This window comes from Herbidospora solisilvae (genome assembly GCF_009901565.1).
Lineage (GTDB): Bacteria > Actinomycetota > Actinomycetes > Streptosporangiales > Streptosporangiaceae > Herbidospora > Herbidospora solisilvae.
This window is the reverse complement of record NZ_WXEW01000014.1, coordinates 1-23,809: the sequence shown is the minus strand read 5'-3', so window position 1 is coordinate 23,809 and position 23,809 is coordinate 1. Positions and strand designations below refer to the sequence as shown.

The 23,809-nt window shown below is 70.0% G+C and carries 24 protein-coding genes and 2 tRNA genes; 15 read left to right on the top strand and 11 right to left on the bottom strand.

Annotated elements, in window-relative coordinates:
• Positions 1 to 24: 24 nt before the first annotated feature.
• Positions 25 to 939: an NAD(+) diphosphatase gene (gene nudC, locus GT755_RS36575; RefSeq protein ID WP_161484150.1), complete on the top strand. Its 915-nt coding sequence runs from the start codon at positions 25 to 27 to the stop codon at positions 937 to 939.
• Between the two features lie 18 nt (positions 940 to 957).
• Here the strand turns inward: nudC and crcB are convergent, their stop codons facing one another.
• Genes crcB through GT755_RS36550 form a run of 5 tightly spaced genes read right to left on the bottom strand, consistent with a single transcriptional unit; the run spans position 958 to position 3,345 of the window.
• Complete coding sequence (crcB, locus tag GT755_RS36570) at positions 958 to 1,320, bottom strand: fluoride efflux transporter CrcB (RefSeq protein ID WP_161484221.1); 363 nt, start codon at positions 1,318 to 1,320, stop codon at positions 958 to 960.
• An 8-nt stretch (positions 1,321 to 1,328) separates the two neighbouring features.
• Complete coding sequence (locus GT755_RS36565) at positions 1,329 to 1,658, bottom strand: DUF190 domain-containing protein (protein ID WP_161484149.1); 330 nt, start codon at positions 1,656 to 1,658, stop codon at positions 1,329 to 1,331.
• On the bottom strand, positions 1,655 to 2,053 hold the full coding sequence (locus tag GT755_RS36560) for a fluoride efflux transporter FluC (protein WP_161484148.1): 399 nt from the start codon (positions 2,051 to 2,053) through the stop codon (positions 1,655 to 1,657). Before GT755_RS36560 ends, GT755_RS36565 begins: the two co-directional genes overlap by 4 nt.
• A 45-nt stretch (positions 2,054 to 2,098) precedes the next feature.
• Complete coding sequence (locus tag GT755_RS36555; protein ID WP_161484220.1) at positions 2,099 to 2,350, bottom strand: mycoredoxin; 252 nt, start codon at positions 2,348 to 2,350, stop codon at positions 2,099 to 2,101.
• Positions 2,351 to 2,409: 59 nt separating this feature from the next.
• On the bottom strand, positions 2,410 to 3,345 hold the full coding sequence (locus tag GT755_RS36550) for an alpha/beta hydrolase (protein ID WP_235968193.1): 936 nt from the start codon (positions 3,343 to 3,345) through the stop codon (positions 2,410 to 2,412).
• Between the two features lie 149 nt (positions 3,346 to 3,494).
• On the opposite strand from GT755_RS36550, the gene GT755_RS36545 reads away from it, so the two are divergent.
• The 4 genes from GT755_RS36545 to GT755_RS36530 all read left to right on the top strand — a co-directional run bounded on the left by GT755_RS36545 (position 3,495) and on the right by GT755_RS36530 (position 8,106).
• Entirely contained in the window at positions 3,495 to 5,537 is a 2,043-nt protein-coding gene (locus GT755_RS36545) for an ATP-dependent DNA helicase UvrD2 (RefSeq protein WP_161484147.1), read from the top strand.
• On the top strand, positions 5,534 to 6,400 hold the full coding sequence (gene tesB / locus GT755_RS36540) for an acyl-CoA thioesterase II (RefSeq protein ID WP_161484146.1): 867 nt from the start codon (positions 5,534 to 5,536) through the stop codon (positions 6,398 to 6,400). The genes GT755_RS36545 and tesB overlap by 4 nt, the downstream gene beginning before the upstream one ends.
• A gap of 475 nt (positions 6,401 to 6,875) precedes the next feature.
• A complete protein-coding gene (locus tag GT755_RS36535; protein ID WP_030451771.1) occupies positions 6,876 to 7,139 on the top strand; it encodes a WhiB family transcriptional regulator in 264 nt (87 codons plus the stop codon).
• 301 nt (positions 7,140 to 7,440) lie between these two features.
• Positions 7,441 to 8,106 carry a class I SAM-dependent DNA methyltransferase gene (locus GT755_RS36530; RefSeq protein WP_161484145.1) on the top strand — a complete coding sequence of 222 codons (666 nt, stop codon included), beginning with the start codon at positions 7,441 to 7,443 and terminating at the stop codon, positions 8,104 to 8,106.
• Positions 8,107 to 8,143: 37 nt separating this feature from the next.
• On the opposite strand, the gene GT755_RS36525 is transcribed toward GT755_RS36530, so the two are convergent.
• Positions 8,144 to 9,475, bottom strand: a complete 1,332-nt coding sequence (locus tag GT755_RS36525) for an ABC1 kinase family protein (RefSeq protein WP_161484144.1) — start codon at positions 9,473 to 9,475, stop codon at positions 8,144 to 8,146.
• Entirely contained in the window at positions 9,472 to 10,542 is a 1,071-nt protein-coding gene (locus GT755_RS36520; RefSeq protein ID WP_328794742.1) for a ThiF family adenylyltransferase, read from the bottom strand. The genes GT755_RS36525 and GT755_RS36520 overlap by 4 nt, the downstream gene beginning before the upstream one ends.
• Positions 10,543 to 11,145: 603 nt before the next feature.
• Here GT755_RS36520 and GT755_RS36515 point away from each other — a divergent pair.
• Genes GT755_RS36515 through GT755_RS36500 form a run of 4 tightly spaced genes read left to right on the top strand, consistent with a single transcriptional unit; the run spans position 11,146 to position 13,089 of the window.
• Positions 11,146 to 11,661, top strand: a complete 516-nt coding sequence (locus tag GT755_RS36515) for a M48 metallopeptidase family protein (protein ID WP_161484142.1) — start codon at positions 11,146 to 11,148, stop codon at positions 11,659 to 11,661.
• Positions 11,655 to 12,239: a glycosyltransferase family protein gene (locus tag GT755_RS36510; protein ID WP_161484141.1), complete on the top strand. Its 585-nt coding sequence runs from the start codon at positions 11,655 to 11,657 to the stop codon at positions 12,237 to 12,239. The genes GT755_RS36515 and GT755_RS36510 overlap by 7 nt, the downstream gene beginning before the upstream one ends.
• A 41-nt stretch (positions 12,240 to 12,280) precedes the next feature.
• Positions 12,281 to 12,628, top strand: a complete 348-nt coding sequence (locus GT755_RS36505; protein WP_202610958.1) for a helix-turn-helix transcriptional regulator — start codon at positions 12,281 to 12,283, stop codon at positions 12,626 to 12,628.
• 38 nt (positions 12,629 to 12,666) lie between these two features.
• Positions 12,667 to 13,089, top strand: a complete 423-nt coding sequence (locus GT755_RS36500) for a VOC family protein (RefSeq protein WP_161484139.1) — start codon at positions 12,667 to 12,669, stop codon at positions 13,087 to 13,089.
• Here GT755_RS36500 and GT755_RS41465 read toward each other — a convergent pair.
• The 3 genes from GT755_RS41465 to GT755_RS36485 are packed head-to-tail and all read right to left on the bottom strand — an operon-like array spanning position 13,061 to position 15,922.
• Positions 13,061 to 14,071, bottom strand: coding sequence for an endonuclease/exonuclease/phosphatase family protein (locus tag GT755_RS41465; protein ID WP_161484138.1), 1,011 nt, complete (start codon positions 14,069 to 14,071; stop codon positions 13,061 to 13,063). The genes GT755_RS36500 and GT755_RS41465 overlap by 29 nt on opposite strands.
• A gap of 40 nt (positions 14,072 to 14,111) precedes the next feature.
• Positions 14,112 to 14,666 carry an NUDIX hydrolase gene (locus tag GT755_RS36490; protein WP_161484137.1) on the bottom strand — a complete coding sequence of 185 codons (555 nt, stop codon included), beginning with the start codon at positions 14,664 to 14,666 and terminating at the stop codon, positions 14,112 to 14,114.
• The gene (locus tag GT755_RS36485; RefSeq protein ID WP_407929449.1) at positions 14,663 to 15,922 is read right to left on the bottom strand and encodes a zinc-dependent metalloprotease; all 1,260 of its coding nucleotides are present in this window, start codon (positions 15,920 to 15,922) and stop codon (positions 14,663 to 14,665) included. Before GT755_RS36485 ends, GT755_RS36490 begins: the two co-directional genes overlap by 4 nt.
• Positions 15,923 to 16,004: 82 nt before the next feature.
• Here GT755_RS36485 and GT755_RS36480 point away from each other — a divergent pair, with 82 nt between their 5' ends.
• The 6 genes from GT755_RS36480 (at position 16,005) to GT755_RS36455 (ending at position 21,965) form a co-directional block, all read left to right on the top strand.
• The gene (locus GT755_RS36480) at positions 16,005 to 17,075 is read left to right on the top strand and encodes an NAD-dependent epimerase/dehydratase family protein (RefSeq protein ID WP_328794741.1); all 1,071 of its coding nucleotides are present in this window, start codon (positions 16,005 to 16,007) and stop codon (positions 17,073 to 17,075) included.
• Positions 17,076 to 17,084: 9 nt separating this feature from the next.
• Positions 17,085 to 17,507, top strand: coding sequence for a molybdenum cofactor biosynthesis protein MoaE (locus tag GT755_RS36475; RefSeq protein ID WP_062339097.1), 423 nt, complete (start codon positions 17,085 to 17,087; stop codon positions 17,505 to 17,507).
• Positions 17,508 to 17,541: 34 nt separating this feature from the next.
• Complete coding sequence (locus tag GT755_RS36470; RefSeq protein ID WP_161484134.1) at positions 17,542 to 18,585, top strand: YlbL family protein; 1,044 nt, start codon at positions 17,542 to 17,544, stop codon at positions 18,583 to 18,585.
• Between the two features lie 167 nt (positions 18,586 to 18,752).
• The gene (locus GT755_RS36465; RefSeq protein ID WP_328794740.1) at positions 18,753 to 21,674 is read left to right on the top strand and encodes a UPF0182 family membrane protein; all 2,922 of its coding nucleotides are present in this window, start codon (positions 18,753 to 18,755) and stop codon (positions 21,672 to 21,674) included.
• A 56-nt stretch (positions 21,675 to 21,730) separates the two neighbouring features.
• Positions 21,731 to 21,804: transfer RNA gene (locus tag GT755_RS36460), tRNA-Met, on the top strand.
• 84 nt (positions 21,805 to 21,888) lie between these two features.
• Positions 21,889 to 21,965 (top strand) — tRNA-Met (locus GT755_RS36455).
• 835 nt (positions 21,966 to 22,800) lie between these two features.
• On the opposite strand, the gene GT755_RS36450 is transcribed toward GT755_RS36455, so the two are convergent.
• Positions 22,801 to 23,211, bottom strand: coding sequence for a hypothetical protein (locus tag GT755_RS36450; protein ID WP_161484132.1), 411 nt, complete (start codon positions 23,209 to 23,211; stop codon positions 22,801 to 22,803).
• Between the last annotated feature and the right edge of the window lie 598 nt (positions 23,212 to 23,809).

The following is a 23,809-nucleotide window of genomic DNA, read 5'->3' as shown; positions in this document are numbered from 1 at the left end:
GTGCGCCGATGAAAGAATAACCCCGTGGACATCACCGAGGGACTCCTGGGGCCCCTGCTACTCAGCCGCAGCACCATCGACCGTTCCGCCCAGCTCCGCCACGACCCCGACTGGCTCGACCGGGTGTGGCACGACCCGTCCACACGCGTCCTCGTGATCAGCGACGGCCAGACCCTGGTCAAGCGGTCGGGCGACGACGCCGACCTCGTCCTGCTGACCCCCGCCGAGGCCCCTGAGGGTCAGCGCCACCTGCTCGGCGTCGCCGACGGCGTGGCCTACTTCTCCGTCTCGGCCAAGCTCCCCGACGACGCCGACTCCGCCGGGCTGCGAGAGGCCGGTTCGCTCCTCGGCGACCGCGACGCCGGCCTGTTCGTCTACGCCGTGGCCCTGGAGGCCTGGCACGCCACCCACCGCTTCTGCCCCCAGTGCGGCGCCGAGACCACCGTCACCCAGGGCGGCCACGTGCGCGTCTGCCCCAACGACGGCTCCCAGCACTTCCCCCGCGTCGACCCCGCCGTCATCATGCTGATCCGCGACCCCGACGACCGCGTCCTGCTGGCCCGCGGCCCCCAGTGGCCCGAGGGCCGCATGTCGGTCCTGGCGGGCTTCGTCGAACCGGGCGAGTCCCTGGAAGCGGCGCTGGCCCGGGAGGTCTTCGAGGAGGTCGGGGTACGCGTGGCCGACCCCCGCTACCTCGGCAGCCAGCCCTGGCCGTTCCCTCGCAGCCTGATGCTGGGCTTCTTCGCCCGCGCCCTCTCCAGCGACCTGACCCTCGACCCGAAGGAGATCGCCGAGGCCCGCTGGTTCACCCGAGAGGAACTGCGCGTGGCCGTCGCGAAGGGCGAACTCAGGGTCCCGCCCCCTGTCTCCATCGCCCGCAGGCTCATCGAGACCTGGTACGGATCGGCGATCGACGACGAGGGCAACTGGGGCCGCTGACGTGGGTGCGCCGTGGAATCATCCTCCGACGTTGTGGGCGAGGAGCATGCCGCAGGCCCCTGCCCCCAGCCCGCCCGCGATGCTGACCACCACGTTCGCGACCGCCGCCAGCCGGGCCCCGTCCTCGGCCAGGCGCAGGGTCTCGTAGCTGAACGTCGAATACGTCGTCAGCGCGCCGCAGAAGCCCGTTCCGGCCAGGGCCCGCACCGCGTCGTCGGCGGGCAGGGCGACCAGGAAACCCAGCAGGGCCGACCCTGTCAGATTCACTACGAACGTCCCCCACGGGAACACGCTGTCGTGCCGCGACTGGATCAGCCGGTCGGTGAGGTAACGCAGGGGAGCCCCGACCGCCGCGCCCGCCGCCACGAGCAGGGCGGTCAGCAGTCCGGTCACCGCGACCGCCCGCCGTAGTGGTGCACCTCGACCTCGTCCACCATGACCAGGCCCTCGCCGATCAGCCCGTCGAGCTCGGGCAGGAACGCCCGGATCCGGCCGGGCTCGTCGACGATGACGATCGCCACCGGCAGGTCTTCCGACAACGACAGGATGCGGGTGGTGTGGATGTGGTTGGACGCGCCGTAGCCCTCGATGCCACGAAAGACGCTGGCCCCGGCCAGCCCGGCGGCGTGGGCGCGGTGCACGATCTCGTGGTAGAGCGGCTTGTGGTGGCTGGTGTCGGACTCGCCGACGAAGATGGTCAGCCGCAGCGCCGGTGTCATGTCAGCCTCCCCAGTCGCCGGGCCGCCGCCCGGGTGGCGGCCGTGCCCGCCCACACGGCGGCCAGCGCCAGCAGCGGCGTCACCACCAGGTAGACCAGCGCCGCCCGGGGCGCGTCGCCCGCGACCAGCAGGCCGATGTCGGCGACGTAGGTGGAGAAGGTGGTGTAGCCGCCCAGCACCCCGACCCCCAGGAGGGGGCGTACCCAGGAGGGGGCGGCCCAGATCTCGGTGACGGCCACCATCAGGACGCCGATCAGCAGGCATCCGGTGACGTTGATGAACAGGGTCGTCCACGGGAATCCGGGGGCGCTCGGGAAGAGCACCCCCAGCCCGTAGCGGAGCAGTGAGCCCGCGACCCCTCCGGCCGCGATCACGGCGAGTGTTCGGACGGGCATCGGTTCCTCCTACCGGTCAAGGTAGGGACCGTCGGCAGCGGACTGCTATATCGACTGGCCCATCGTCTCCAGGCGACGCTTGACCTCGATCACCGAAGGGTTGGTCGCCGAGGTCCCGTCGGGGAACACCACCGTCGGAACGACGCGGTTGCCCTTGTTGACACTTTCGACGAACGACGCCGCCTGGGGATCGGCCTCGACGTCGACCTCCTGGTAAGCGATGCCTTCGCGGGTCAGCTGGCTCTTGAGCCGCTTGCAGGGGCCACACCACGTGGTGGTGTATACCGTGAGCGCCATTGTCGTCCCTTTCTGTCGGCGGTCATTGCCAACACAACGGATGGTGCTCATCTTCCCATCTAGTACGCCAGATGTCCGATCACCCACGCCTGGATCGTCTCGGCCACGCCGGGCTCCCGGAACAGGGGCGAACTGTGGTTGCGCCCGGGGTAGGCCCGGACCGACATGTCGATCCCGTAGACCGCCAGCGACTCGCGGAGCAGTTCGCTCTGGTAGGGCGGCACGAACTCGCGGGCCGAGTGGACGCTGAGCATCGGCGCGTCGCCGTAGGAGGCGTGGAAGGGCACCTCCATGCTCGACCAGATTCGGGGGCACTTGTTGGGGCCGCACCCCCCGGCCAGGGCCACCGCCGCCTGGCGCAGCTTGCGCTGCTCGTGGGTGGCGCCGGGGCCGCCGTCGGAGTAGGCGGTCAGCGGGGAGATCACCGGCGAGACGCCGACGACCGCACGTAACCCGGGCTGCCCGTGGCCGTAGGTGCCCACGGAGGCCGCGATGTGGCCGCCGGCCGAGAAGCCGATGACGGCGTAGCGGTTGGGGTCGAGGCCGAACTCCGCGGCCATGCGGCGGGTGGTCGCGATCGCCTCGAGGGCGTCGTCGCGCTGCGCCGGCCACCGCGCGTCGCCGGACAGCCGGTAGTTGACGTTGACCACGACGTAGCCGAGGTCGAAGTAGCTGCGGGTGACCGCCTTCATGTAGGCCTTGTCACCGCCCGACCACCAGCCGCCGTGGATCATGAACACGACCGGGCGGATGAGCGGGTCGCCGGCGCGCCAGTAGACGTCCATCCGCTGCCGCACGTGGCGGCCGTACTTCACGAGCGTCTTGCGCTCCTGGACCGGCGGCGGCGTGGACGTCGTGGTCGGCGAAGGCGAGGGGACCGGCGTCGGCGAGGCCGTGGCGGACGGCTGGGGGCTGACGGCGTGCGCGCCCGCGCTCATCGGAGCGCTGAGGACGGCGGCGAGTGCGAGCGCACCGGCGACGGCCGCTTTCTTCAAGGGTCTGAAACCTCCCCGCGCGGCCCCCGTCGTGCCCTCCGGGGGCGCTCCCTCTTTGCCTTCTGCGACCCGGCTCTTGAGACGCGCTTGGCCGGGTGCTGGAAGGATGATGCCAGCAGATCACCCGCCGCGCACGTTGGAGGCCGCATTTGGACGTCCTTTCGGGCCTCGATCCCGAGCAGCGGGCGGTGGCCGAAACGCTGCGGGGTCCGGTGTGCGTGCTGGCCGGCGCAGGTACCGGCAAGACTCGGGCGATCACCCACAGAATCGCCCATGCGGTACGAACCGGTGTGGCCGACGCGCCGAGCGTGCTCGCTGTGACGTTCACCACCCGGGCCGCCGGAGAGCTCCGCCACCGGCTGCGCGAACTGGGCGCGCCGGGCGTCCAGGCGCGCACCTTCCACGCCGCCGCGCTGCGCCAGCTCACCTACTTCTGGCCGCGCGTCATCGGCGGAGACCCGCCCCAGGTGATCGAGTCGAAGCTGCCGCTGCTGGTCGAGGCCGCCCGCATGCTGCGCCGCAACCCCGACCGCGCCGAACTGCGCGACGTCGCGAGCGAGATCGAGTGGGCCAAGGTCACCCAGCACGGCCCCGAGGACTATCCGGCCGCCGCCCTCAAGGCCCGCCGCACCCCGCCGATCCCGGCCGACGACGTCGCCCGCCTCTTCGACCAGTACGAGAAGCTGCGCCGCGCCCGCCACCTGGTCGACTTCGAGACCATCCTCGAACTCACGGCCGCCGTGATGACCGAGCACCGCGAGGTCGCCAACCAGATCCGGTCGCAGTACCGCTACTTCGTGGTCGACGAATACCAGGACGTCAACCCGCTCCAGAAGCTCCTGCTCGACACCTGGCTCGGCGGCCGCGACGACGTCTGCGTCGTCGGCGACCCCAACCAGACGATCTACAGCTTCACCGGCGCCAGCCCCCACTTCCTGACCGGCTTCGGGGTCGAACACCCGGGTGCGGCGGTCGTGAAGCTGGTCCGCGACTACCGCTCGACCCCCGAGGTCGTCACCCTCGCCAACCGGGTGATGGCCCGCAGCCCCCACCGCCTCGAACTCGTCGCCCAGCGGGAGCCGGGCCCCGAACCGGTCTTCACCGAATACGACGACGAGGCCGCCGAGGCCATGGGCGTGGCGCTCCGCGTCAAGAAGCTGATGGCCGACGGCGTCCCGACCAGGGAGATCGCGGTCCTCTTCCGGGTGAACGCCCAGTCGGAGGCCTACGAACAGGCCTTCACCCAGGCCGGCGTGCCCTACCTGCTGCGCGGCGCGGAGCGGTTCTTCGAGCGGCCCGAGGTCCGCCAGGCCGTCGTCCTGCTGCGCGGCGCCGCCCGCTCGGCCAACGACGAGGAGCCGCTGGCCCCGGCCGTCCACGCGATCCTGGCCGGCATCGGCCTGACCCCCGAACGGCCCGGCGGCGGCGCCGCGCGCGCCAAGTGGGAGTCGCTGAACGCCATCGCCGAACTCGCAGAAGATCTGGCCGCCAAGGGCGGCGACCTGCCCGCGTTCGTCGCCGACCTCGAACGCCGCGCCGCCGAACAACACGCCCCGCCGGTCGAGGGCGTCACCCTGGCCTCGCTGCACGCCGCCAAGGGCCTCGAATGGGACGCCGTCTTCCTGGTCGGCCTCACCGAGGGCATGCTCCCCATCGTGTACGCCGAGACCCCCGACCAGATCGAGGAGGAACGCCGCCTCCTCTATGTGGGCATCACCCGGGCGCGCGTCCACCTCAACCTGTCGTGGGCCCTGGCCCGCTCCCCGGGCGGCCGCCGGTCGCGCCGCCCGTCGCGCTTCGTGGAGTCCCTGGCCGGCACCCCGGCGACCCAGCCCTCGTTCGCGCCGAAGCCCGCCGCCCGCAGGACCGTCGCGGCCCCCGCGACCTGCCGGGTCTGCGCCCGCACGCTCGCCACCGGCCCCGAGCAGAAGCTCGGCCGCTGCGCGACCTGCCCCGCCGAATACGACGAGGCGCTGCTGGAGGAACTGAAGGCGTGGCGGGCCGAGGCGGCCAAAGAGGCCAAGGTGCCGAGCTACGTGGTCTTCACCGACGTCACGCTCCAGGCCATCGCCGAACGTGCCCCCGCGACCGAGGAGGCCCTCCTCGCGATAGCCGGGATCGGCCGCGTCAAACTGGAGCGATACGGTCAAGCCGTACTCTCCCTCGTCCGACGCCGTCTGGAGGCCTCGTGAACTCCGCCCTCAAGGAGTTGCTCGACCTGCTCGACCTGGAGCAGATCGAGCTCGACATCTTCCGCGGTCGCAGTCCCGAAGAGCGCATCCAGCGGGTCTTCGGCGGCCAGGTCGCCGCCCAGGCCCTCATGGCGGCGGCCCGCACGGTCGACCGGGAACGTCAGGTGCACTCGCTGCACGCCTACTTCATCCGCCCCGGCGACCCGGCCGTGCCGATCGTCTACACGGTCGACCGCGTCCGCGACGGACGGTCGTTCAGCACCCGCCGTGTGGTCGCCGTCCAGCACGGCAAGGTCATCTTCACCATGTCGGCCTCCTTCCACATCGAGGAGGAGGGCGTGCACCACCAGGCGGCGGTGATGCCCGACGTGCCCGGCCCCGAAAACCTGGCCTCTCTCCAGGACCGGCTGCGCAAGCTCATCGGCGACGACCCCGAGTGGTCGGGCTGGTTGTCGCGCCCCCGCCCCCTCGACGCGCGCTACGTCACCCCGCTGACGTGGGAGGCCAACCGCGACCCGAGCCTGGTCGGCCCGGAGAACCAGGTGTGGTTCCGCTACGACGCCGACCTGCCCGACGACCCGCTGCTCCACGTAGTGCTGGCCGCCTACGCCTCCGACTACACCCTCGTCGACACGGTGCTGCTCGCCCACGGCCTGGCCTGGGGCGCGTCGAACATCTCCGGCGCCTCCCTCGACCACGCCATGTGGTTCCACCGCAGGTTCCGCGCCGACGACTGGATCCTGTACGCGCAGGAATCCCCGTGGTCCGGCGGCGCCCGCGGCCTCGCCCAGGGCCAGATGTTCACCGCCTCCGGCGAACTGGCCGTGTCGGTCGTGCAGGAGTGCCTCATCCGGGTTGGCTGAACCCGGAAAATTTCTATGTAATCGCAGGTCGAAAATGTGTTGCCCACTCGGCAGGTTGCCGTTTAGGGTCATGCACATGCGAGTCGGACGCTACTGTCCGGCCCCCCGAGTTAGTCACCAGGAGGTGAGCCCCGTGCTGAGCATCAGAATGTCGAACGCCACGCCGTGGCTCGCCGCCGCATGCCCTGCCACCGATGCCGGTTATGGCTCGCACGCCAAACTGCGCGTCGATGGCGCCTTCGCGCCGAACCCGCTAGTCCGGCGCGTGCGTATCGAGCAGACCAGCCACACCACCAAGGGTGGAGTGGGGCGTCCGCGTCCTGCCTGGAGTAGGCCAGTCACAACCTGACCGGTCAGTCAGCCTCCAGGCCGCGGATCCCCACATCGGATCCGCGGCCTTCTTGTTTTTTCTCCGGCCCGTATCCCCCCACTGCAGAGGACAGACACCAACCCGATTCACAAAGAGGTGACGCAGATGGCGGCCCCGGTCATGGACCTGATCGAAGCCGAAATCCCCTGTCGTACCGACCCCGACCTCTGGTTCGCCGAGTCTCCCGAAGACGTCGAGTTCGCCAAGGCGCTCTGCGGCGGCTGCCCCATCAGGGAGACCTGCCTGGCCCGGGCCCTCGAGCGTGAGGAGCCCTGGGGCGTCTGGGGCGGCGAGCTGATCCTGCGAGGCACCGTGGTTCCGCGCAAGCGGCCCCGTGGTCGTCCCCGCAAGACCCCGCTCCCGCTCTGACGAACGACCGACAGACAACCCGACCCGAAGACCTGCAGAAAAGAGAAGTCCGATGACCTTCCACACCTCCACCGCCCCACATCTGTTCCAGGAACTGGTGGATGAGCGAATACGAGGGCTCCAGCGGGAAGCCGCGGAGCACCGCCTCGCCAGTCGTGTGGCCAACGCGAACAAAGCCCGTAAGCGGGCCGCCCGCGCCACCGCCGCCCTTCAGGCGGCCCTGTCGAGGCTCTAACAGCCACTTGTAGAAAAAGGCCCGGGTGTACCACTACACACCCGGGCCTTCTGCATGCTTCCAACCGTGACAGAACCGGACTCCCTCGCCACCACCCGCGCGGCCTACGACGCCGTCGCCGCCAACTACGCCCGGGACATCCCCGGGCGTTACCACTCCAGCCCGCTGGCCCACGCGATGATCGTGGTCTTCGCCGAACTGGTCAGGGCCGGTGGCGGCGGCCCGGTGGCGGACGTGGGCTGCGGCCCCGGCCACGTGACCGCCCACCTGTCGACGCTGGGTGTGAGCGCCCACGGCGTCGACGTGTCACCGGAGATGATCGTGCTCGCCCGGGCCGCCCACCCGGGACTGCGCTTCGACGTGGGCACGATGACCGCCCTCACGGCCGACGACGCGACACTCGCGGGCGTGGTCGCCAACTACTCCATCATCCACACCCCGCCAGAACGCCTCCCCGAGACGTTCGCCGAGTTCCACCGCGTGCTCGCCCCGGGCGGCCATCTCCTGCTCGGCTTCCAGGCCGACGACCACCCCACCCGGCTGGGCGAGCCCTTCGACCACTCGATAACCCCGGCCCACCGCTATTCCCCCGACCGAGTCGCCGAACTCCTCCTCGACGCGGACCTGACCGAGGTCGCCCGACTGGTCATCGCCCCAGGCGAGGACGCCAAACGCGGCTTCCCCCAGGCATACTTACTGGCCCGCCGCCCCACAGGGGAACAGCCGGAATGACCACCGAACAGACACGCGCCCGGCCCGAGCAGCCGGCTCAAGAGGCGGGTGCCGGTTCCTCGTTCTCGTCGGCGAAGCCGGGGACCCATGCGATGACCTCGTCGCGGAAGCGGGCCGTCGTGCCGAGCTGGCACAGGACGCCCACACCCGCCGCGTGGACCCGGTGGATCAGCACATAGGTCGCCGGCAGGTTGAGGTGGCGGACCACGTTCGTCGGGCGGAGGTCGGTCGCGCTCGCCGCCTGGGTCTGGAGCCACTCCCGGCTGAAGGTGAACTCCTCGACCTGGGTCGGTTCGACGTAAGGGGCAAGGAAGGCCCGCAACGCCTCGACGTCGATCTCGATGTGCGGGCGGATGAAGCCCTCGGCCCGCAGGCCGTCGACGACCGTGTCCATGTCGCCCTGGTTGAACAGGCGCACCAGGCGGCCGAAGACCGGCGGGTAGCCGTCGGGCAGGCGGTTGACCGCGCCGAAGTCGAGCACGCCGAGCCGGCCGTCGGGCAGCATGCGGAAGTTGCCCGGGTGCGGGTCGGCGTGCAGCATGCCCACGCGGGCGGGCGAGCTGAAGAGGAACCGGGTCAGCAACAGGCCGGCCCGGTCGCGTTCCTCCTGCCCGCCGCCGGTGATCACCTTCGACAGGGGGGTGCCGTCGATCCACTCGGTCACCAGGACGTGTTCGTTGGCGGCGATCACGTCGGGGACCCGGAAGTCGGGGTCGTCCTTGAAGGCGACCGCGAAGGCGTGTTGCGCCTCGGCCTCCAGGAAGTAGTCGAGCTCCTCGACCACCCGGTCTTTCAGCTCCGCCAGCACGGCCTTGACGTCGAGGCCCGGCAGCAGCGCCCCGAACAGCTTGCCCAGCCTGGCGAGCTGGTTGAAGTCGGAGATCAGCGCCTTGCCCGCCCCGGGATACTGGATCTTCACGGCGACCTCGCGGCCGTCGTGCCAGACCGCGCGGTGGACCTGCCCGATCGAGGCGGCGGCGGCCGGGCGGTCGTCGAAGGACAGGAAGTTCTCCCGCCAGTCGTCGCCCAGTTCTTCGGCGAGCACCCGGTGCACCGTCGCGGCGGGCAGCGGGGGCGCGGCGTCCTGCAGCTTGGTCAGGGTGGCCCGGTAGGGTCCGGCGATCTCGCTCGGCAGTGCCGCCTCGAAGATCGACAGAGCCTGGCCGAGCTTCATCGCCCCGCCCTTGAGCTCACCGAGGATCTTGAAAATCTGCGCCGCAGTACGCTCCTGGATCTCCTGGGCGACGATTTCCGCGGACTTCCCGCCGATCCGTTTCCCCAGGCCGAGAGCAGTGCGCCCGGCGAACCCCAGGGGCAGGGCCGCCAGCTTCGCCGAGCGCGTCACGGCGTTGCGCGGAAGGTCACTCACGCGACCATTGTTAGCCCAGCCTGGTCGTTTCGACTACAACGGCATCGGGGATGACGCGGCCAGACCCGGCGCCGCCACTGTAAATCGGGCAGGATCTCGGCCGTTCCGACGGCGTCGACCCCACGTTTGTCGAGGAATGCGAGCACCTGCCCGGCCGCCTGTGCGGCGACCAGACCCGAGGTGATGGTGTCGCAGCCCGACTGCCCCCTGATGGCGGCCCGGACCGCCGGCCAGCCCGGATCCCGATCGCGCCGGGTCAGTTCGATGCACGAGAGGCACGGCGACTGCCCCGGCACGACCAGCGGCCCGACGGCCCCGCACCCCTCGGCACAGGTGGCGAGCAGATGGGGGATGCCGAGCGTGGTGAGGTCGTGGGCCAGCAGCGGATCGGGCGCGCCGACGGGCGCCAGCACGACCAGGTGGGGCGCGGCGGCGCCGTCCATGAGCCCGGCGGCGGCACGACCCGCCCAGGCCGTGACACTCGGCGCGACCGCGGCGGCCACCGCCACCGCGCCCTCCTCACGGGGCCTGCCGACGTGTTCCCAGCCGAGCCCGCCGGGCACCACGTCCTCCGCCCGCGCGCACCCGGGGTCGAGCACGCAGATGCGCCCGACCCCGGCCGCCGCCAGCAGGGCGGCCACACGGGCCCCTATGCGCCCGGCGCCGTAAATACGGACATAAGACCCTTGTCTGCCCGCGAAGGCCTTCAGGCCTCCATCCAGGGCCGGGGGAGGGGACTTCTGTCCGGAGGCGGTCTCCGGGAGTTCGTACACCGTGGGCGGAAGCGACAGGGCCTCCAGGTCGGGCCTGAAACGGTCGCGCTCCTCGCGGCTGAGCGTGGTCAGCGGGGCCGGCCCCGAGACGTCGTCGAGCAGGCCGCGCCCGGCGAGCAGGTCGATGATCCGCGTGGCGATCGTCTCGTCGACCCGCGAGTCGGCGATGGCCTGGGCCAGCGTCCTGGTGCCGTCGAGGCTGCCCACGAAGCGCCGCGCCCGCTCGTCGAGCCCGGTCAGCAGCACGGCCCGCGCCGGGTGCAGCCCGAACTGGAGGGTCTCCTCGTCACGCACGGCGACTCCGACAGCGGGCTTCACCCGCGGCCGGCTGGCCATACCCAAGGGTTGTGTCATGGCCCGGAAACTGTCACATCCCGCCGGTCACCCGAGCCGCTTTCCCGCCGCCTGTGGATAACCGTCCATCGCTTCCGGCACGTCGGAAGGCCCACCCGTCGAGCGCCTGGCCCCGATTTCTCCCAAGTGAGAATTCCGGCATCGAATCGGATGTATGCGAGAAAAGATCGATAAGAGGTGCGGCAGCATTCACGTCCGCCGGGACCACTATTGATCATTCCTCGGCGCGCGGCGCCACCGGCCGTCGAGCGAGGCATGATCACTGACGCCCGGTGCGCGCTGCGGAGGCTGTCCCCGGCATGCGTCCGCGCAGGTCAGGCCCGCACCGCAGGTTTTACTCCTGCGCCGCCGCCCATATCCATTCATCGCCCCGCAATCTCGGAAACAGGCCGTGCACCGGCCTTACCGGGCACTCTCACCAGCTCTCCCGCGCCAGACGGATGGGACCGGTGGGCCGGTTTAACATGGGGGAAACGTTGATTGACCAGCGGGAACGCCCGTGACCCCCTGTGGAATTCCGCGCGTGTCGAGTACCGTGCATATGTGCCCCCCGAGACAGTCGAGGTTCGTCGGAGCGCACGACGGCGGCGAACCGTTTCCGCGTACCGCGATGGAGACAAGACCATCGTGCTGCTGCCTGCCGGTCTGAGCACGACCGACGAGGAGCAGTGGGTACGCCGCATGCTCGAACGCCTGGCGGCGAAGGAGCAGCGCAAAAGACCGAGCGACGACGACCTGCTCGATCGCGCGCGGGAACTGTCGGCCCGCTACCTCGACGGACGGGCCACGCCATCGAGTGTGCGCTGGGTCGAGAACCAGCTCCACCGATGGGGGTCGTGCACACCAGATCATGGCACGATCCGATTGTCGGCGAGACTCCGGGGGATGCCCGCGTGGGTCGTAGACTACGTGATCATGCATGAGCTGGTGCACCTGCTGGTGCCGAGCCACGGCCCTCGGTTCTGGGCGCTGGTCGAACGTTACCCCAAGGCCGAACGGGCGCGCGGTTTCCTGGAGGGATTCTCCATGGCCGCGAGCGGCACCCCGGAGGAATGTTGACCGAACGGCTGGTGGCCGTCCTGGTGACCCCGTCGTGCGGTGACGCCGCGCCACCGGGGGTCGGCCGCGAGGAGTTCCTTCGTGCCGTGGCCGAGGACACGTACGAGATGGTCGCGGGGCTCGACCTGGTGACCCCGGTGATCATATCCGTTGGAGTCCCCGATCTGGAGGAGATCGCCTGGCCGGGCACGCCGGTGATCTCCGTCGACTCCGCCGACCAGGCCTTCGCCGCGCTGCCCCCGGCCGACCAGGCCGTCGTGGTCAGCGCCGACGCGCCCGACCTGCCGCCGCTGCTGATCGGCAAGCTCTTCCGCGAGCTCGGCCGCGCCGAGATCGCCGTCTGCCCGTCCGACACCGGGGGAGCGGTCGCGGTGGCCGCCCACCTGCCGTTCCCCGCGTGGGCGACCCTCGACGTCGACCACCCCGAGGTCGTCAAGGCGCTGCGCGCCCAGGCCCCCGGGCCCCGCAAGGTCGCCACCGGGCCGGGCTGGCACCGCCTGCGGAGACCCGACGACCTCGCCCGCCTCGACCCGGGCCTGGAAGGATGGAACTCCACCAGGGCGTTGGTCCTGTCGTGAACCGCGACGACCTCGTCCGGCTGCGCCGGGTCCGCGACATGATGGACCGCGACTACGCCAGTCCTCTCGACGTGCCCGCTCTGGCCAAGGCGGCCCTCATGTCTCCCGGCCACTTCTCCCGCAGCTTCCGGGCCGCCTACGGCGAGACGCCCTACAGCTACCTCATGACCCGCCGGATCGAACGGGCCAAGGCGCTGCTGCGCAACAGCGACATGTCCGTCACCGACGTCTGCTTCGCGGTCGGCTGTACGTCGCTCGGCTCCTTCAGCTCCCGGTTCACCGAACTGGTCGGCGAGAGCCCCAGCGCCTACCGCGCCCGCTCCCACGACGAGGCCGCCGCCATCCCCGCGTGCATCGCGAAGATCCACACCAGGCCGGTCAGGAACTGAGAAGCCGACCCCGCAGGTCGCCCTCTAGCGTGAGATGCATGGACATCAAACTGCACACCTGCTTCCTCGCCGTCGACGACCACGACACCGCGCTCGCCTTCTACCGCGACGTGCTCGGCATGGAGGTCCGCAACGACGTCTCCTACGAGGGCATGCGCTGGGTGACCGTCGGCTCGCCGTCGCAGCCCGACGTGGAGATCGTGCTCGAGCCGCCGCTGGCCGACCCCAACGCCTCGGCGGAGGACAAGGAGACCATGTCCGAGCTGCTGGCCAAGGGCCTGCTGCGTGGTCTGATCTTCACCACCGACGACTGCGACGCCACCTTCGAGAAGATCGCCGAAGCGGGCGCCGAAGTCCTCCAGGAGCCGATCGACCAGTTCTACGGCGTCCGCGACTGCGCCTTCCGCGACCCCTCGGGCAACCTGCTGCGGTTCAACCAGCCGCTGAAGAAGGAAGCCTGAGCACGGTGAAGACCGCCCGGTGGTCGGTGCCGGCCACGTCGTGGACGCTGGCGTGCCCGACCGCCACCCGGGGGTCGACCAGCACGTGGTCGATGGTGATGAGGGGCGGCAGCCGCCGTTCGGCCGGCCAGGTCGTGATCAGGCCCTTCCCCGTGGCGTCGGCGGCGTCGACCCACCCGTGACCGAGCACCGCGCGGAACTCCGCGTGGTCGAAGGTGGCGTTGTAATCGCCCGCCAGGATGCGGATCGTGCCGGCCTCGGGCCGGGGCAGCGAGCGCAGCCCGTCGCGCCACAGACCGATGTCGCGCCCCAGCGGCGCCACCGTGTGCACGTCGACCAGCTCGACGGGCGGGCCGCCGGGAACCTCGATCTTCGCGTACGGCATCCGGTGCCCCTCCCCGGGCGCGAACGGCGCCAGAGGGGCCAGCGGGAACCGCGAGTAGATGCCCGACCCCGCGGCGCTCCAGTGGGGCTCCAGATGGGTGTACGGCATCAGGTCCCCCAGCCCCGCCGCGGCCAGCCCCTCGACGGCCCGGGGGCTCAGCTCCTGCACCGAGATGACGTCGGGACGCGCAGAACGTACAAGAGCCATCAGGGAACCGACGTCGGCGCGCCCGAAGCGCATGTTGACCGACAGCACCCGGAGCGACGGCCCGTCGGCCGAGGGCTGCGCCGAGGGCAGCGCCCGAGGCAGCACCACGAACGACAACGCGACCACCGACGCCAGCGCGAGGGTTGCGGCCCACCGCGCCCGGCTCAGCACCGCGACGAGGACCGCCACGACCGCCCCGAGCACCGCGTAGGGCGTGCCCGTGGACAGGAGCGTGCCGAACCCGGTGAGCTCGATCCCGGTCAGCCGGAAGACCGCCCAGACCACGCTGATCCCGGCCAGCAGCCAGGCGAACGCCCGCCGCTTGCGCCCCGGTGAGGGGGCGGGCGAGCGGATCTCCCCGCCGACTTCGACGCCTACCTGTGTGTCCACCCCGGCCACACTAACCAGCGCCGCGCAGGGGAGGGGTAAGTCAATTGTGAAGATCGTGTGCGAGCATCGCGCGGGCCCTGCGCGCGAGCCGGCGGGTCGCCATGTCGCTCGGCTCGGGGATGTCGTCGACCGGGAACCAGTCGAGCGCGAGCGACTCGTCGCTGATCACGAACTCGGCGCCGGGCGGCGCGACCGCGCCGAACTCCACGTCGAGGTGCCAGCACTGCGGCGGATGACACCACACCTCGTGCCGGTCGAGCGCCAGCGGACCGGGCAGCAGGGTCAGGCCCGGGATGCCCGACTCCTCGATCGCCTCACGCAGCGCCACGTCGGGCAGCGTCTGGTCGCCGGGCTCACAGTGGCCGCCCATCGGGAGCCACAACTTCGCCTTTGGATGGTGGGTGAGCAGCACCTTCGCGCCGTCGTGGGACAACACCGCCGTCGTGGCGGTCAGATGCCCCGGTACGCACTCACGCCACATGCCGTTCTCGTGTTCGGCCAGATGACGGAGGAACTCCTGGCGGAGCGACTCCTCCTGCGGGGTCGGGCCGGTCCAGGCCGCGAGCAGCGCCGCGGCTTCGTCGCGCAGGGTCACTTGTCGTCGTCGTCGTTTTCTTCGAGGAGCTTCAGCAGGCCGAGGTCGAAGTCCTCCTTGCCGGCCACGAACGGCTCGGGGTTGTCGAGGTCGTCGGAGTTCGGCATGAGGTCGGGGTGGCTCCACACCGCGTCGCGGTCGTCGACGCCGCGCGCGTCGCCCAGCGCCTTCCAGAGCGCAGCCGCCTCACGCAGCCGCCGGGGCCGCAGCTCCAGGCCGACCAGCGTGGAGAAGGTGAGCTCGGCGGGACCGCCGGAGGCCCGGCGGCGCCGGACCGTCTCGGCCAGCGCGCCGGCCGAGGGCAGCTTGCCCGCCGCCGCCGCGTCGACCACCGTGGCGACCCAGCCCTCGACCAGCGCGAGCGTGGTCTCCAGGCGGGCCAGGGCGGCCTTCTGCCGCTCGGTCTCGGCGGGCTTGAGCAGGTCGCCGCCCGAGAGGATCTCCTGCAGCCGCGACGGGTCGTTGATGTCGAGCCCCTGGAGCTTGTCCTGCAGGGCCGAGACGTCGACGGTGATGCCGCGGGCGTATTCCTCGATCGCCCCGAGCAGATGTGACTTCAGCCACGGCACGTGCTGGAACAGCCGGTGATGCGCCGCTTCACGAAGGGCCAGGTAGAGGCGGATCTCCTCGGCGGGCAGTTCGAGCCCCTGGCTGAACGCCGCGATCCCGCCGGGCAGCAGCGCGGCGGTGTCGGACAACGGCAGGCCGATGTCGCTGGTGCCGATGACCTCGCGGGCGAGGGTGCCGAGGGCCTGGCCGATCTGCTGGCCGACCATCATGCCGCCCATCTGCTTCAGCATGCCCATCAGCGGCCCGGCCATGGCCTGCGCCTCGGCCGGGAGCCCGGCGGCGCCGAGGCTGCCGCCCATGGTCTCGACCATCTTGGCGGCCACCGGGTCGCACAGCTGACCCCAGATCGGGGCGGTCTTCTCGATCCACTCCGACCGGCTCCACGCCTGCGGGTTCGACACGCCGCTCGGCAACGACGTGGCCTCGTTGAGCCACAGGTCGGCGAGGTTCAGCGCGTCGACGACCTGGCGTCTCTCCCCCTCCATCACACTCGGATCACCGCCGTCGGCGACCACCGCGTGGCGGGCGATGTTCTTCGCCATCTCCCAGTTCACCGGGCCGGAGCCGGGTGGGGCCGAGAGCATGTCGGCGAACTGGCGCATCGCCTGCGCCATCTGCTCGGGGTTGCCGAACATGGCGAACGGGTTCTCGTTAGGATCGTTTTCGCGACCTGGCAGGTCAGTCACCGCGCCACCTCGTGCAGGATGGAGGAGTCCACATCCGCCACGTTATCCGTCGTGGGGCGTGTCAGCGCAAAGTGAGGACCGCGTGCCAGTCTCGAAACGCCATCGTCCGCCCGTCGTCGCCGTCACCGGCGCGGCCTCGGGAGTAGGCAGGGCGTTCCTGTCGAAAGTCGCCTCGTCTGCGGATTTCCGCCGTGTGGTGGCGATCGACGCGCAACGCGGCGACGTCACCGACGTGACCTGGCGGGTGCTCGACATCCGCGATCCGCTCTTGGCGAACCGGATCTCCGACGTCGACGTGCTGGTCCATCTGGCGGGCGACTTCTCGCTCGACGGCGACCCCGCCGAACGCCGGGCCTACAACCTGCGGGCCGCCCAGACCGTGCTCACCGCCTCGGCCGCCGCCCGGGTGCGCCGGGTGGTGCTGGTCACCAGCGCGATGGTGTACGGCGCCGACGCCGACAACCCCGTGCCGTTGCCCGAAGACGCCCCCGTGGCGGCCGAGTCCGACACCGGCGTCGTGGGCGACCACCTCGAGATCGAGTCGCTGGTCCGCCGCTCGCTGCGGGCCCACCCCGGCCTGGAGGTCGTGGTGCTGCGCCCGGCCGCCCTGGTCGGCCCCGAGGTCGACACCGTGGTCACCCGCCACTTCGAGGCCCCCCGCCTGCTCGTGGTCAAGGGCTGCCTGCCCCGCTGGCAGTTCTGCCACGTCGACGACCTGGTCTCGGCCCTCGAACTGGCCGCGCTCGGCCACGTCAACGGCGTGGTCGCGGTGGGTTCGGAGGGCTGGCTGGAGATGGAGCAGGTCGAGGAGATCTCCGGCGTACGCCGCTTCGAGCTCCCGGCGGGCCTGACGTTCTCCACCGCCCAGCGCCTCCACCGCCTGGGCATCACCCCCGCCCCGGCCACCGACCTCCACTACGTCGTCTACCCCTGGGTCGTCGACTGCGCGACCCTGCGGGCCGCGGGCTGGAAGCCGGCCTGGACCAACGACGCCGCGCTGCGCGAGCTGATGACCTACCGCGAGGGCAAGCACGCCGTCGTCGGCCGCCGCCTGTCCGGCAAGGACGCCACCCTCACCGCCGCCGGCGCCACGGTGGCCGTCATCGGCACCGCGGCGATCGTCCGCGCGGCCCGGCGGAAGAAGAAGATTTAGACTCCTGGGGTGGACGTCATCCGCCTCCTGGCCATCCGCGAGACCCCGCTCTCCGTCGACGAGGTCGTCGCCGCCGTCGGCGACCACGCGGCCGGGGGCACCACGCTCTTCATCGGCACCGTCCGCGACCTCGACGAGGGCCGCGACGTCGAGCTGCTGTCCTACTCGGCCCACCCGAGCGCCGAGGCCGAGCTCCGGCGGGTGGCCGAGAAGGTGGCCGCCGACTTCCCGGTGACCGCGCTGGCGGCCGTCCACCGGGTCGGCGACCTGGAGCTCGGCGACATCGCCGTGATCGTCGCGGTGGCCTGCCCCCACCGGGGCGAGGCGTTCGCGGCCTCGCGCCGGCTGATCGACGACCTCAAGCACGAGGTGCCGATCTGGAAGAACCAGCGCTTCGCCGACGGATCGGCCGAGTGGGTCGGCGCCTGTTAGCCGCTCCTTATCGGCGAGCCCTTAGAGTTCTGGCATGTCCCGACGTGCCCTCACCCTGCTCGTGGCGGGTTTCCTCACACTCGCGCTGGCTGTGGGCGGCGCGATGCTCCCCGTCCCCTACGTCGTGCTGTCACCCGGCCCGACCGAGAACACGATCGGCGACGTGAAGGGCAAGCCGGTGATCACCGTCGCCGGGCACCAGACCTATCCCACGACCGGCATGCTCAGCATGGTCACCGTCGCCTACCAGGGCGGCCCCGGCAACCGCATCGGCCTGCTGACCGCGCTGCGCGGCTGGCTCGACGACACCATCGCGGTCGTGCCGGAAGAGACGATCTTCCCCAGGGAGCAGACCGTGGAAGAGGTCGAAGAGGAGAACACCGCCGAGATGGCGACCTCCCAGGAGACCTCCACCGCCGCCGCCCTGCGCGAACTCAAGATCGCCTACCAGAACGTGGTCGAGGTCGCCAGCACCGACAAGGGCTCCCCGGCCGAGGGCAAGCTGCTGCCCGGCGACCTGATCACGACCGTCGACGGCGCCCCCGCCACCGACATGGAGACGGTGGCCGCCCTGGTCCGCAAGCACAGTCCCGGCGAGGACGTCACCTTCGGCGTCGACCGCAAGGGCGCCAAGCAGGACGTGACGGTCAAGACCGTGAAGGGGTCCAGCGGCCAGGCGATCGTCGGCGTCCGCATGGGCATGTCCTACAAGTTCCCCTTCACCGTCAACATCAGCGTCGGCGACGTCGGCGGCCCGAGCGCGGGCCTGATGTTCTCCCTGGGCATCTACGACAAGCTCACCCCCGGCCCGCTGACCGGTGGCAAGGCCATCGCCGGCACCGGCACGATGGACGCCCAGGGCACCGTCGGCGCCATCGGCGGCATCGAGCAGAAGATGGTCGGCGCCAAGAAGGCCGGCGCGACGATCTTCCTGACGCCCTCGGCGAACTGCCCCGCCGCCGTCGCGGCCGTCCCCGACGGATTGCGCCTGGTCAAAGTCGACACGCTGAACGGCGCCATCAAGGCGATCGACGCGATTCGGACCGGATCGGGATCCGTCCCCGCCTGCACTTCCTGAACACTTTCCGGAGAGCTTTCGGGAAGCGCAGCACTGCCGAACGCGGTGTAGGTTGCCAGGCACAGACCGTTTGTGCTTTTGACCAAAGGGGTTTGGCGTTGAGCTTCCGGAGCCCCGGAGCCGGTCGGGCGATGCGCGTGCCCCGCCGGCCCCGCCTGCTCATTCCCGTGGGAATCGCGATCGTCGCGGTCGTGATCGTCCTCTACATCTTCGCCGGTTTCTATACCGACTATCTCTGGTACGACTCGGTCGGCTTCAGCTCGGTCTTCTCGACCATGCTGATCACCCAGATCCTGCTGTTCGTCGTGGGCGCCGCCCTCATGGTGGGCATCGTCGGCGGCAACATGGCGCTGGCGTTCCGAGTCCGTCCCATGTTCGGCCCCGGCATGTTCGGCAACGCCCAGGGGGCCGACCGTTACCGGCTGGCCATCGACCCGCACCGGAAGATCATCTTCCTGATCGGGATGGCGGTCCTGGCGCTGTTCGCGGGGTCGTCCACCTCAGGGCAGTGGAAGACCTGGATAGAGTTCGCGAACGCCACGCCGGTCGGCAAGGTCGACGCCGAGTTCGGGATCGACCTGTCGTTCTTCATGTTCACCTTCCCGTTCCTGCGGATGGTGCTGAACTTCCTGTTCATCGCGGTCGTCCTGTCCGCGATCGCGGCGGCGCTCGTCCACTACCTCTACGGCGGCTTCCGCATCCAGACCCCCGGCGGCGTGCATGCCTCGCGCGGCGCGCGGGCCCACCTGTCGGTGCTGCTGGGCGTGTTCGTGCTGCTGAAGGCGGTGGCCTACTGGCTCGATCGATTCGGCCTGGTCTTCTCCGATCGGGGCAAGGTGTTCGGCGCCTCGTTCACCGACGTCAACGCGGTGCTCCCGGCCAAGACCATCCTCGCGTTCATCGCGCTCATCTGCGCCGCGTTGTTCTTCGCGGGGGTCGTCCGGTCCGGCGGCATGCTGCCCGGCGTCGCACTCGGCCTGCTCGTCCTGTCGGCGGTCCTGATCGGCGGCGTCTACCCGGCGCTCGTCGAGCAGTTCCAGGTCAAGCCGAACCAGCAGGCCAAGGAGCGCGACTACATCGACCGCAACATCAAGGCGACGAGAGCCGCCTACGGGGTCGACAACGCGACGGTCACCCAATACGGCGCCGAGACCGAGGCCAAGCCCGAGGTGCTGCAGCGGGAGTCGTCGCAGATCCCCGGCCTGCGCCTGCTCGACCCGACCGTGCTCAGCCCGACCTACCAGCAGCTGCAGCAGATCCGCGGCTACTACCAGTTCCCCGAGCAGCTCGACATCGACCGCTACAAGAACCCGGCCACCGGCAAGATCCAGGACACGGTCGTGGCGGTCCGCGAGATGGGCGCCCCGCCCAGCGCGCAGAGCAACTGGATCAACGACCACCTCGTCTACACCCACGGTTTCGGCTTCGTGGCCGCCCCCGGTAGCGCGGTCGACGGCAGCGGCGTGCCCAGCTTCAACGAGAAGGACATCCCGCCGACCCAGGCCCTCGGCAAGTACGAGCCCCGGATCTACTTCGGCGAGAACTCGCCCGACTACTCGATCGTCGGCGGCCCGCAGGGCAGCAACCCGGTCGAGCTCGACTACCCCGAGCAGAGCACCAGCGGCCAGAAGAACAACACCTACGCCGGCAACGGCGGCGTCCCGATCGGCGGGATCTTCACCCGGTTCCTCTACGCCCTCAAGTACGGCGAGACGAACCTGCTGCTGAACTCCAGCATCAACGCCGACTCGAAGATCATGTATATCCGCAAGCCGATCGAGCGCATCCAGGCGGTCGCCCCGTTCCTGACGCTCGACCGCGACCCCTACCCGGCCATCGTCGACGGCCGGATCAAGTGGATCGTGGACGCCTACACCACGTCCGACGCCTACCCCTACTCCGAGCCCCACAGCCTGGAGAGCCTCACGACCGACGTGACCTCCTCGCTCCAGCCCGGCGTGCCGCAGGTGCCGCGCGACAACATCAACTACATCCGCAACTCGGTGAAGGCCACCGTCGACGCCTACGACGGCACGGTGACCCTCTACGCGTGGGACGACACCGACCCGGTGCTGAAGACGTGGCAGAAGGCGTTCGGCACCATCGTCAAGCCGGCGTCGGACATCTCGCCGGAACTCCGTGAGCACCTGCGCTACCCGGCCGACCTGTTCAAGGCCCAGCGCGAGATCCTCACGCAGTACCACGTGACCAACCCCGACTCCTTCTTCGGCGGCCAGGACTTCTGGAAGGTCCCGGAAGACCCGGCCACCAAGAAGAGCAAGCAGCCGCCCTACTACGTGACCATGAAGATGCCGGGCGTCGCCCAGGAGAAGTTCTCCCTGACGACCACGTTCGTCCCGAACAACCGGCAGAACATGGCCGCGTTCATGGCGGTCGACGCCACGGCCGACGCCAAGAACGCCAAGCTGGAGATCCTCCAGCTGCCGAGCACGACGACGATCCAGGGTCCGCCCCAGGCGCAGAACACGTTCCTGACCGACCCGACCGTCTCCGCTCAGCTCAACATCCTGAGAGGCAGCGGCGGCGCCACCGACGTCATCTTCGGCAACCTGCTGACCCTCCCGTTCGGCGGCGGCCTGCTCTACGTGGAGCCGGTCTACATCCAGCCGAAGGACGAGGCGGCCGGCCGCTTCCCGACCCTGCAGAAGGTCCTGGTCCTCTACGGCCAGCGCGTCGGCTTCGGCGACGACCTGGAGACCGCCCTGAAGCAGGTCTTCGGCGAGTCGGGTACGACCCAACCGACCGACCAGAACGAGGGCCAGACCCAGCCCACGCAGAACGAGCAGGCCGAGACGCCGACCCAGCAGGCCACGGTCGCCACGGCCCTGGGCAAGGCGCAGAAGGCCTACGAGGACGCCCAGGCGGCTCTGGCGGCCAACCCGCCCAACTGGCAGGCCTACGGCACCGCCCAGGCCGCACTGAAGGCCGCCCTCGACGAGCTGGCCGCCGCCCAGGGCGCGGCGGCGAACCCGTCCCCGTCACCAAGCCCGTCGCCGACCCCGGCAGCCTCGGGATCGGCGACCCCGACACCCACGCCGACACCGTCGACACCACCGCAAGCGCCCTGATCCGAGCATTCAATTTGCCGCATCACCCCGCGCCGGATAGTCTTAAGACACACCGACGCGGGGTGGAGCAGCTCGGTAGCTCGCTGGGCTCATAACCCAGAGGTCGCAGGTTCAAATCCTGTCCCCGCTACTCAGCCAAAAGGCCCGGAGATCACTCTCCGGGCCTTTTGATTTGCACTACTCCACGTTCATGGATAGTGTTCATACATACCGACGCGGGGTGGAGCAGCTCGGTAGCTCGCTGGGCTCATAACCCAGAGGTCGCAGGTTCAAATCCTGTCCCCGCTACCAAGAAAGTGGCCCGGTTCCTCTGGAACCGGGCCACTTTGTTTTTTCTTCGTGTACGCCCCGACGATTCCGGCCGAATGATCTGATGTCGAATTTTTGCCGTGCGTCTTGGCTGGTCATATCGGAAAATCGCGATATTTCCCTGAGATGGATGCCGGAGGGGCGCTCGGCGGCTGCGCCGCGACCGAGACCACGCTCCGGGCTGTGCCCGTGGCGACCAAGGCGGTCGGGTGGCCGTGATCCCGACCAAGCCGTCACGCGTGATCCGCTGGACCGCCGGCGGCCCTGGCTGCCCGTGAGGACATTGCCGTCGCCCTGGACAACTCCCCGCACATGAGTCGGGCTGTTCGAGGCTGCCGGTGGAGGTGGGGAAGTCGGGCTGCCGAGATATCCGAGGGGGCGGCGGGTCGGTGACCACCTCGGCTCGTTGCAGGCGATCCAAGGCCCTGGACTGTCGAGAACGTCTAAGGCGAGATGCCCAAGATGGCCCGTGGCGGTGGGTTCCGGAAGCGGCCGGTTGGCGCCGGGCGCTTGGCGGGCCGGGGACGGCGGGGGGTGCCGGGTGGGCGGGAGCCGTAACGGAGAAAAGGCCCTGGCCCATGTCGGGCCGGGCCTCGGTGTGTGGGGCCTGATCCCGACCCCCCAGGATCAGGCCCCGTTCCCCCTTGGTGGTGCTTTGGGTGGCCCGGCTCCGATGGGATCGGAACCGGGCCCGGCCGTACCCCGGGGTGTGGGTGTGGGGTGCGGGCCATCGGCGGAGGGCGGTCGCGGGGTGGCAGCCCCTGGTGCGGTCGCCCTCCGCGTTATGCCGCGGTGGCTTCGAGCGCTACGGCTGTGGTCAGTGCGGCAGGCTGCGGTGCACGCTCACGCAACGGCGCAGCCGGCTGCTCGCCGGGCCCATGCGCCGCGGCTGGTGGACCGGCTGGTCGAGCGCGGCCACGAGCGCCTGGGCGGTCTTGGCGTCGGCCAGTACCCGGGCGGCCTCCTCGCCCACGGGCAGCTGGCCGTTCTTGGCCAGCTCGTGCTCAAGGAAGGTCATCGGCTCGGGGTCGCCGGCCGCGTGGGCGGCGACCGTCGCGCGACTGGCCGTCAGGAGGGCGAGGTAGTAGTTGCGCAGGGACGCCTCTCGCATGCGCGCCTGCTCCAGATCGTCGAGCAGTTCCCGGGCGATCCGGAGAAGATCGCCGGCGTGCCCGGCCTCGGCCGTGATGTGGGCGCGGATGTCATCGAACTCCGACCGCTGCGTCATGATGGCCACCTCCACGGCGGGGGTCCAGACGCCGGGTTGGCGTCGGGTGACTCCCGCATCTCATTCGTATCCCGCCCTGATTGCGGTCGGCTTGACATCGGCTTGCCCTCACCGAGGTCATGCGGCCGCGCTCGAACCGGGTGCTACTTAGATGCGCGAGTGACCAGGTTGGTTGTCAGGCCACGGCAGTCGTTTGTGGCGTGAGTGGTCGGGGGAACTGTTAGTCTTCTCGTGTCGGCCTGGTCCGGCGAAACCCCACCCACCGCCTCACGGCGATCCGGCGTGGGTTGCTTCATCCCCTGAACACCACGGTCTAGCGGCTGGTTCGCCTTCCGCCCCGATCGCTGGTAAGTTAGAGGGGTTGCCCTCCGGAAGGGGGCGCCGAATTCCTCTCGGATTCGGACCCGGAAGTCAAATCGCTGAATTTGACACTAACCGGGGCCGCTGAGAAGATAAAGGCACAACAGCAAGAACAAAAGCAAGTCCGTTTCTTGAGAACTCAACAGTGTGCTAAAAGCCAGTGCATGATGCACAACCCCGTCATTTGATGACGGATTCCTTTGGTTGACATTCATGTGAATGTTGGCCAGGAAAAATT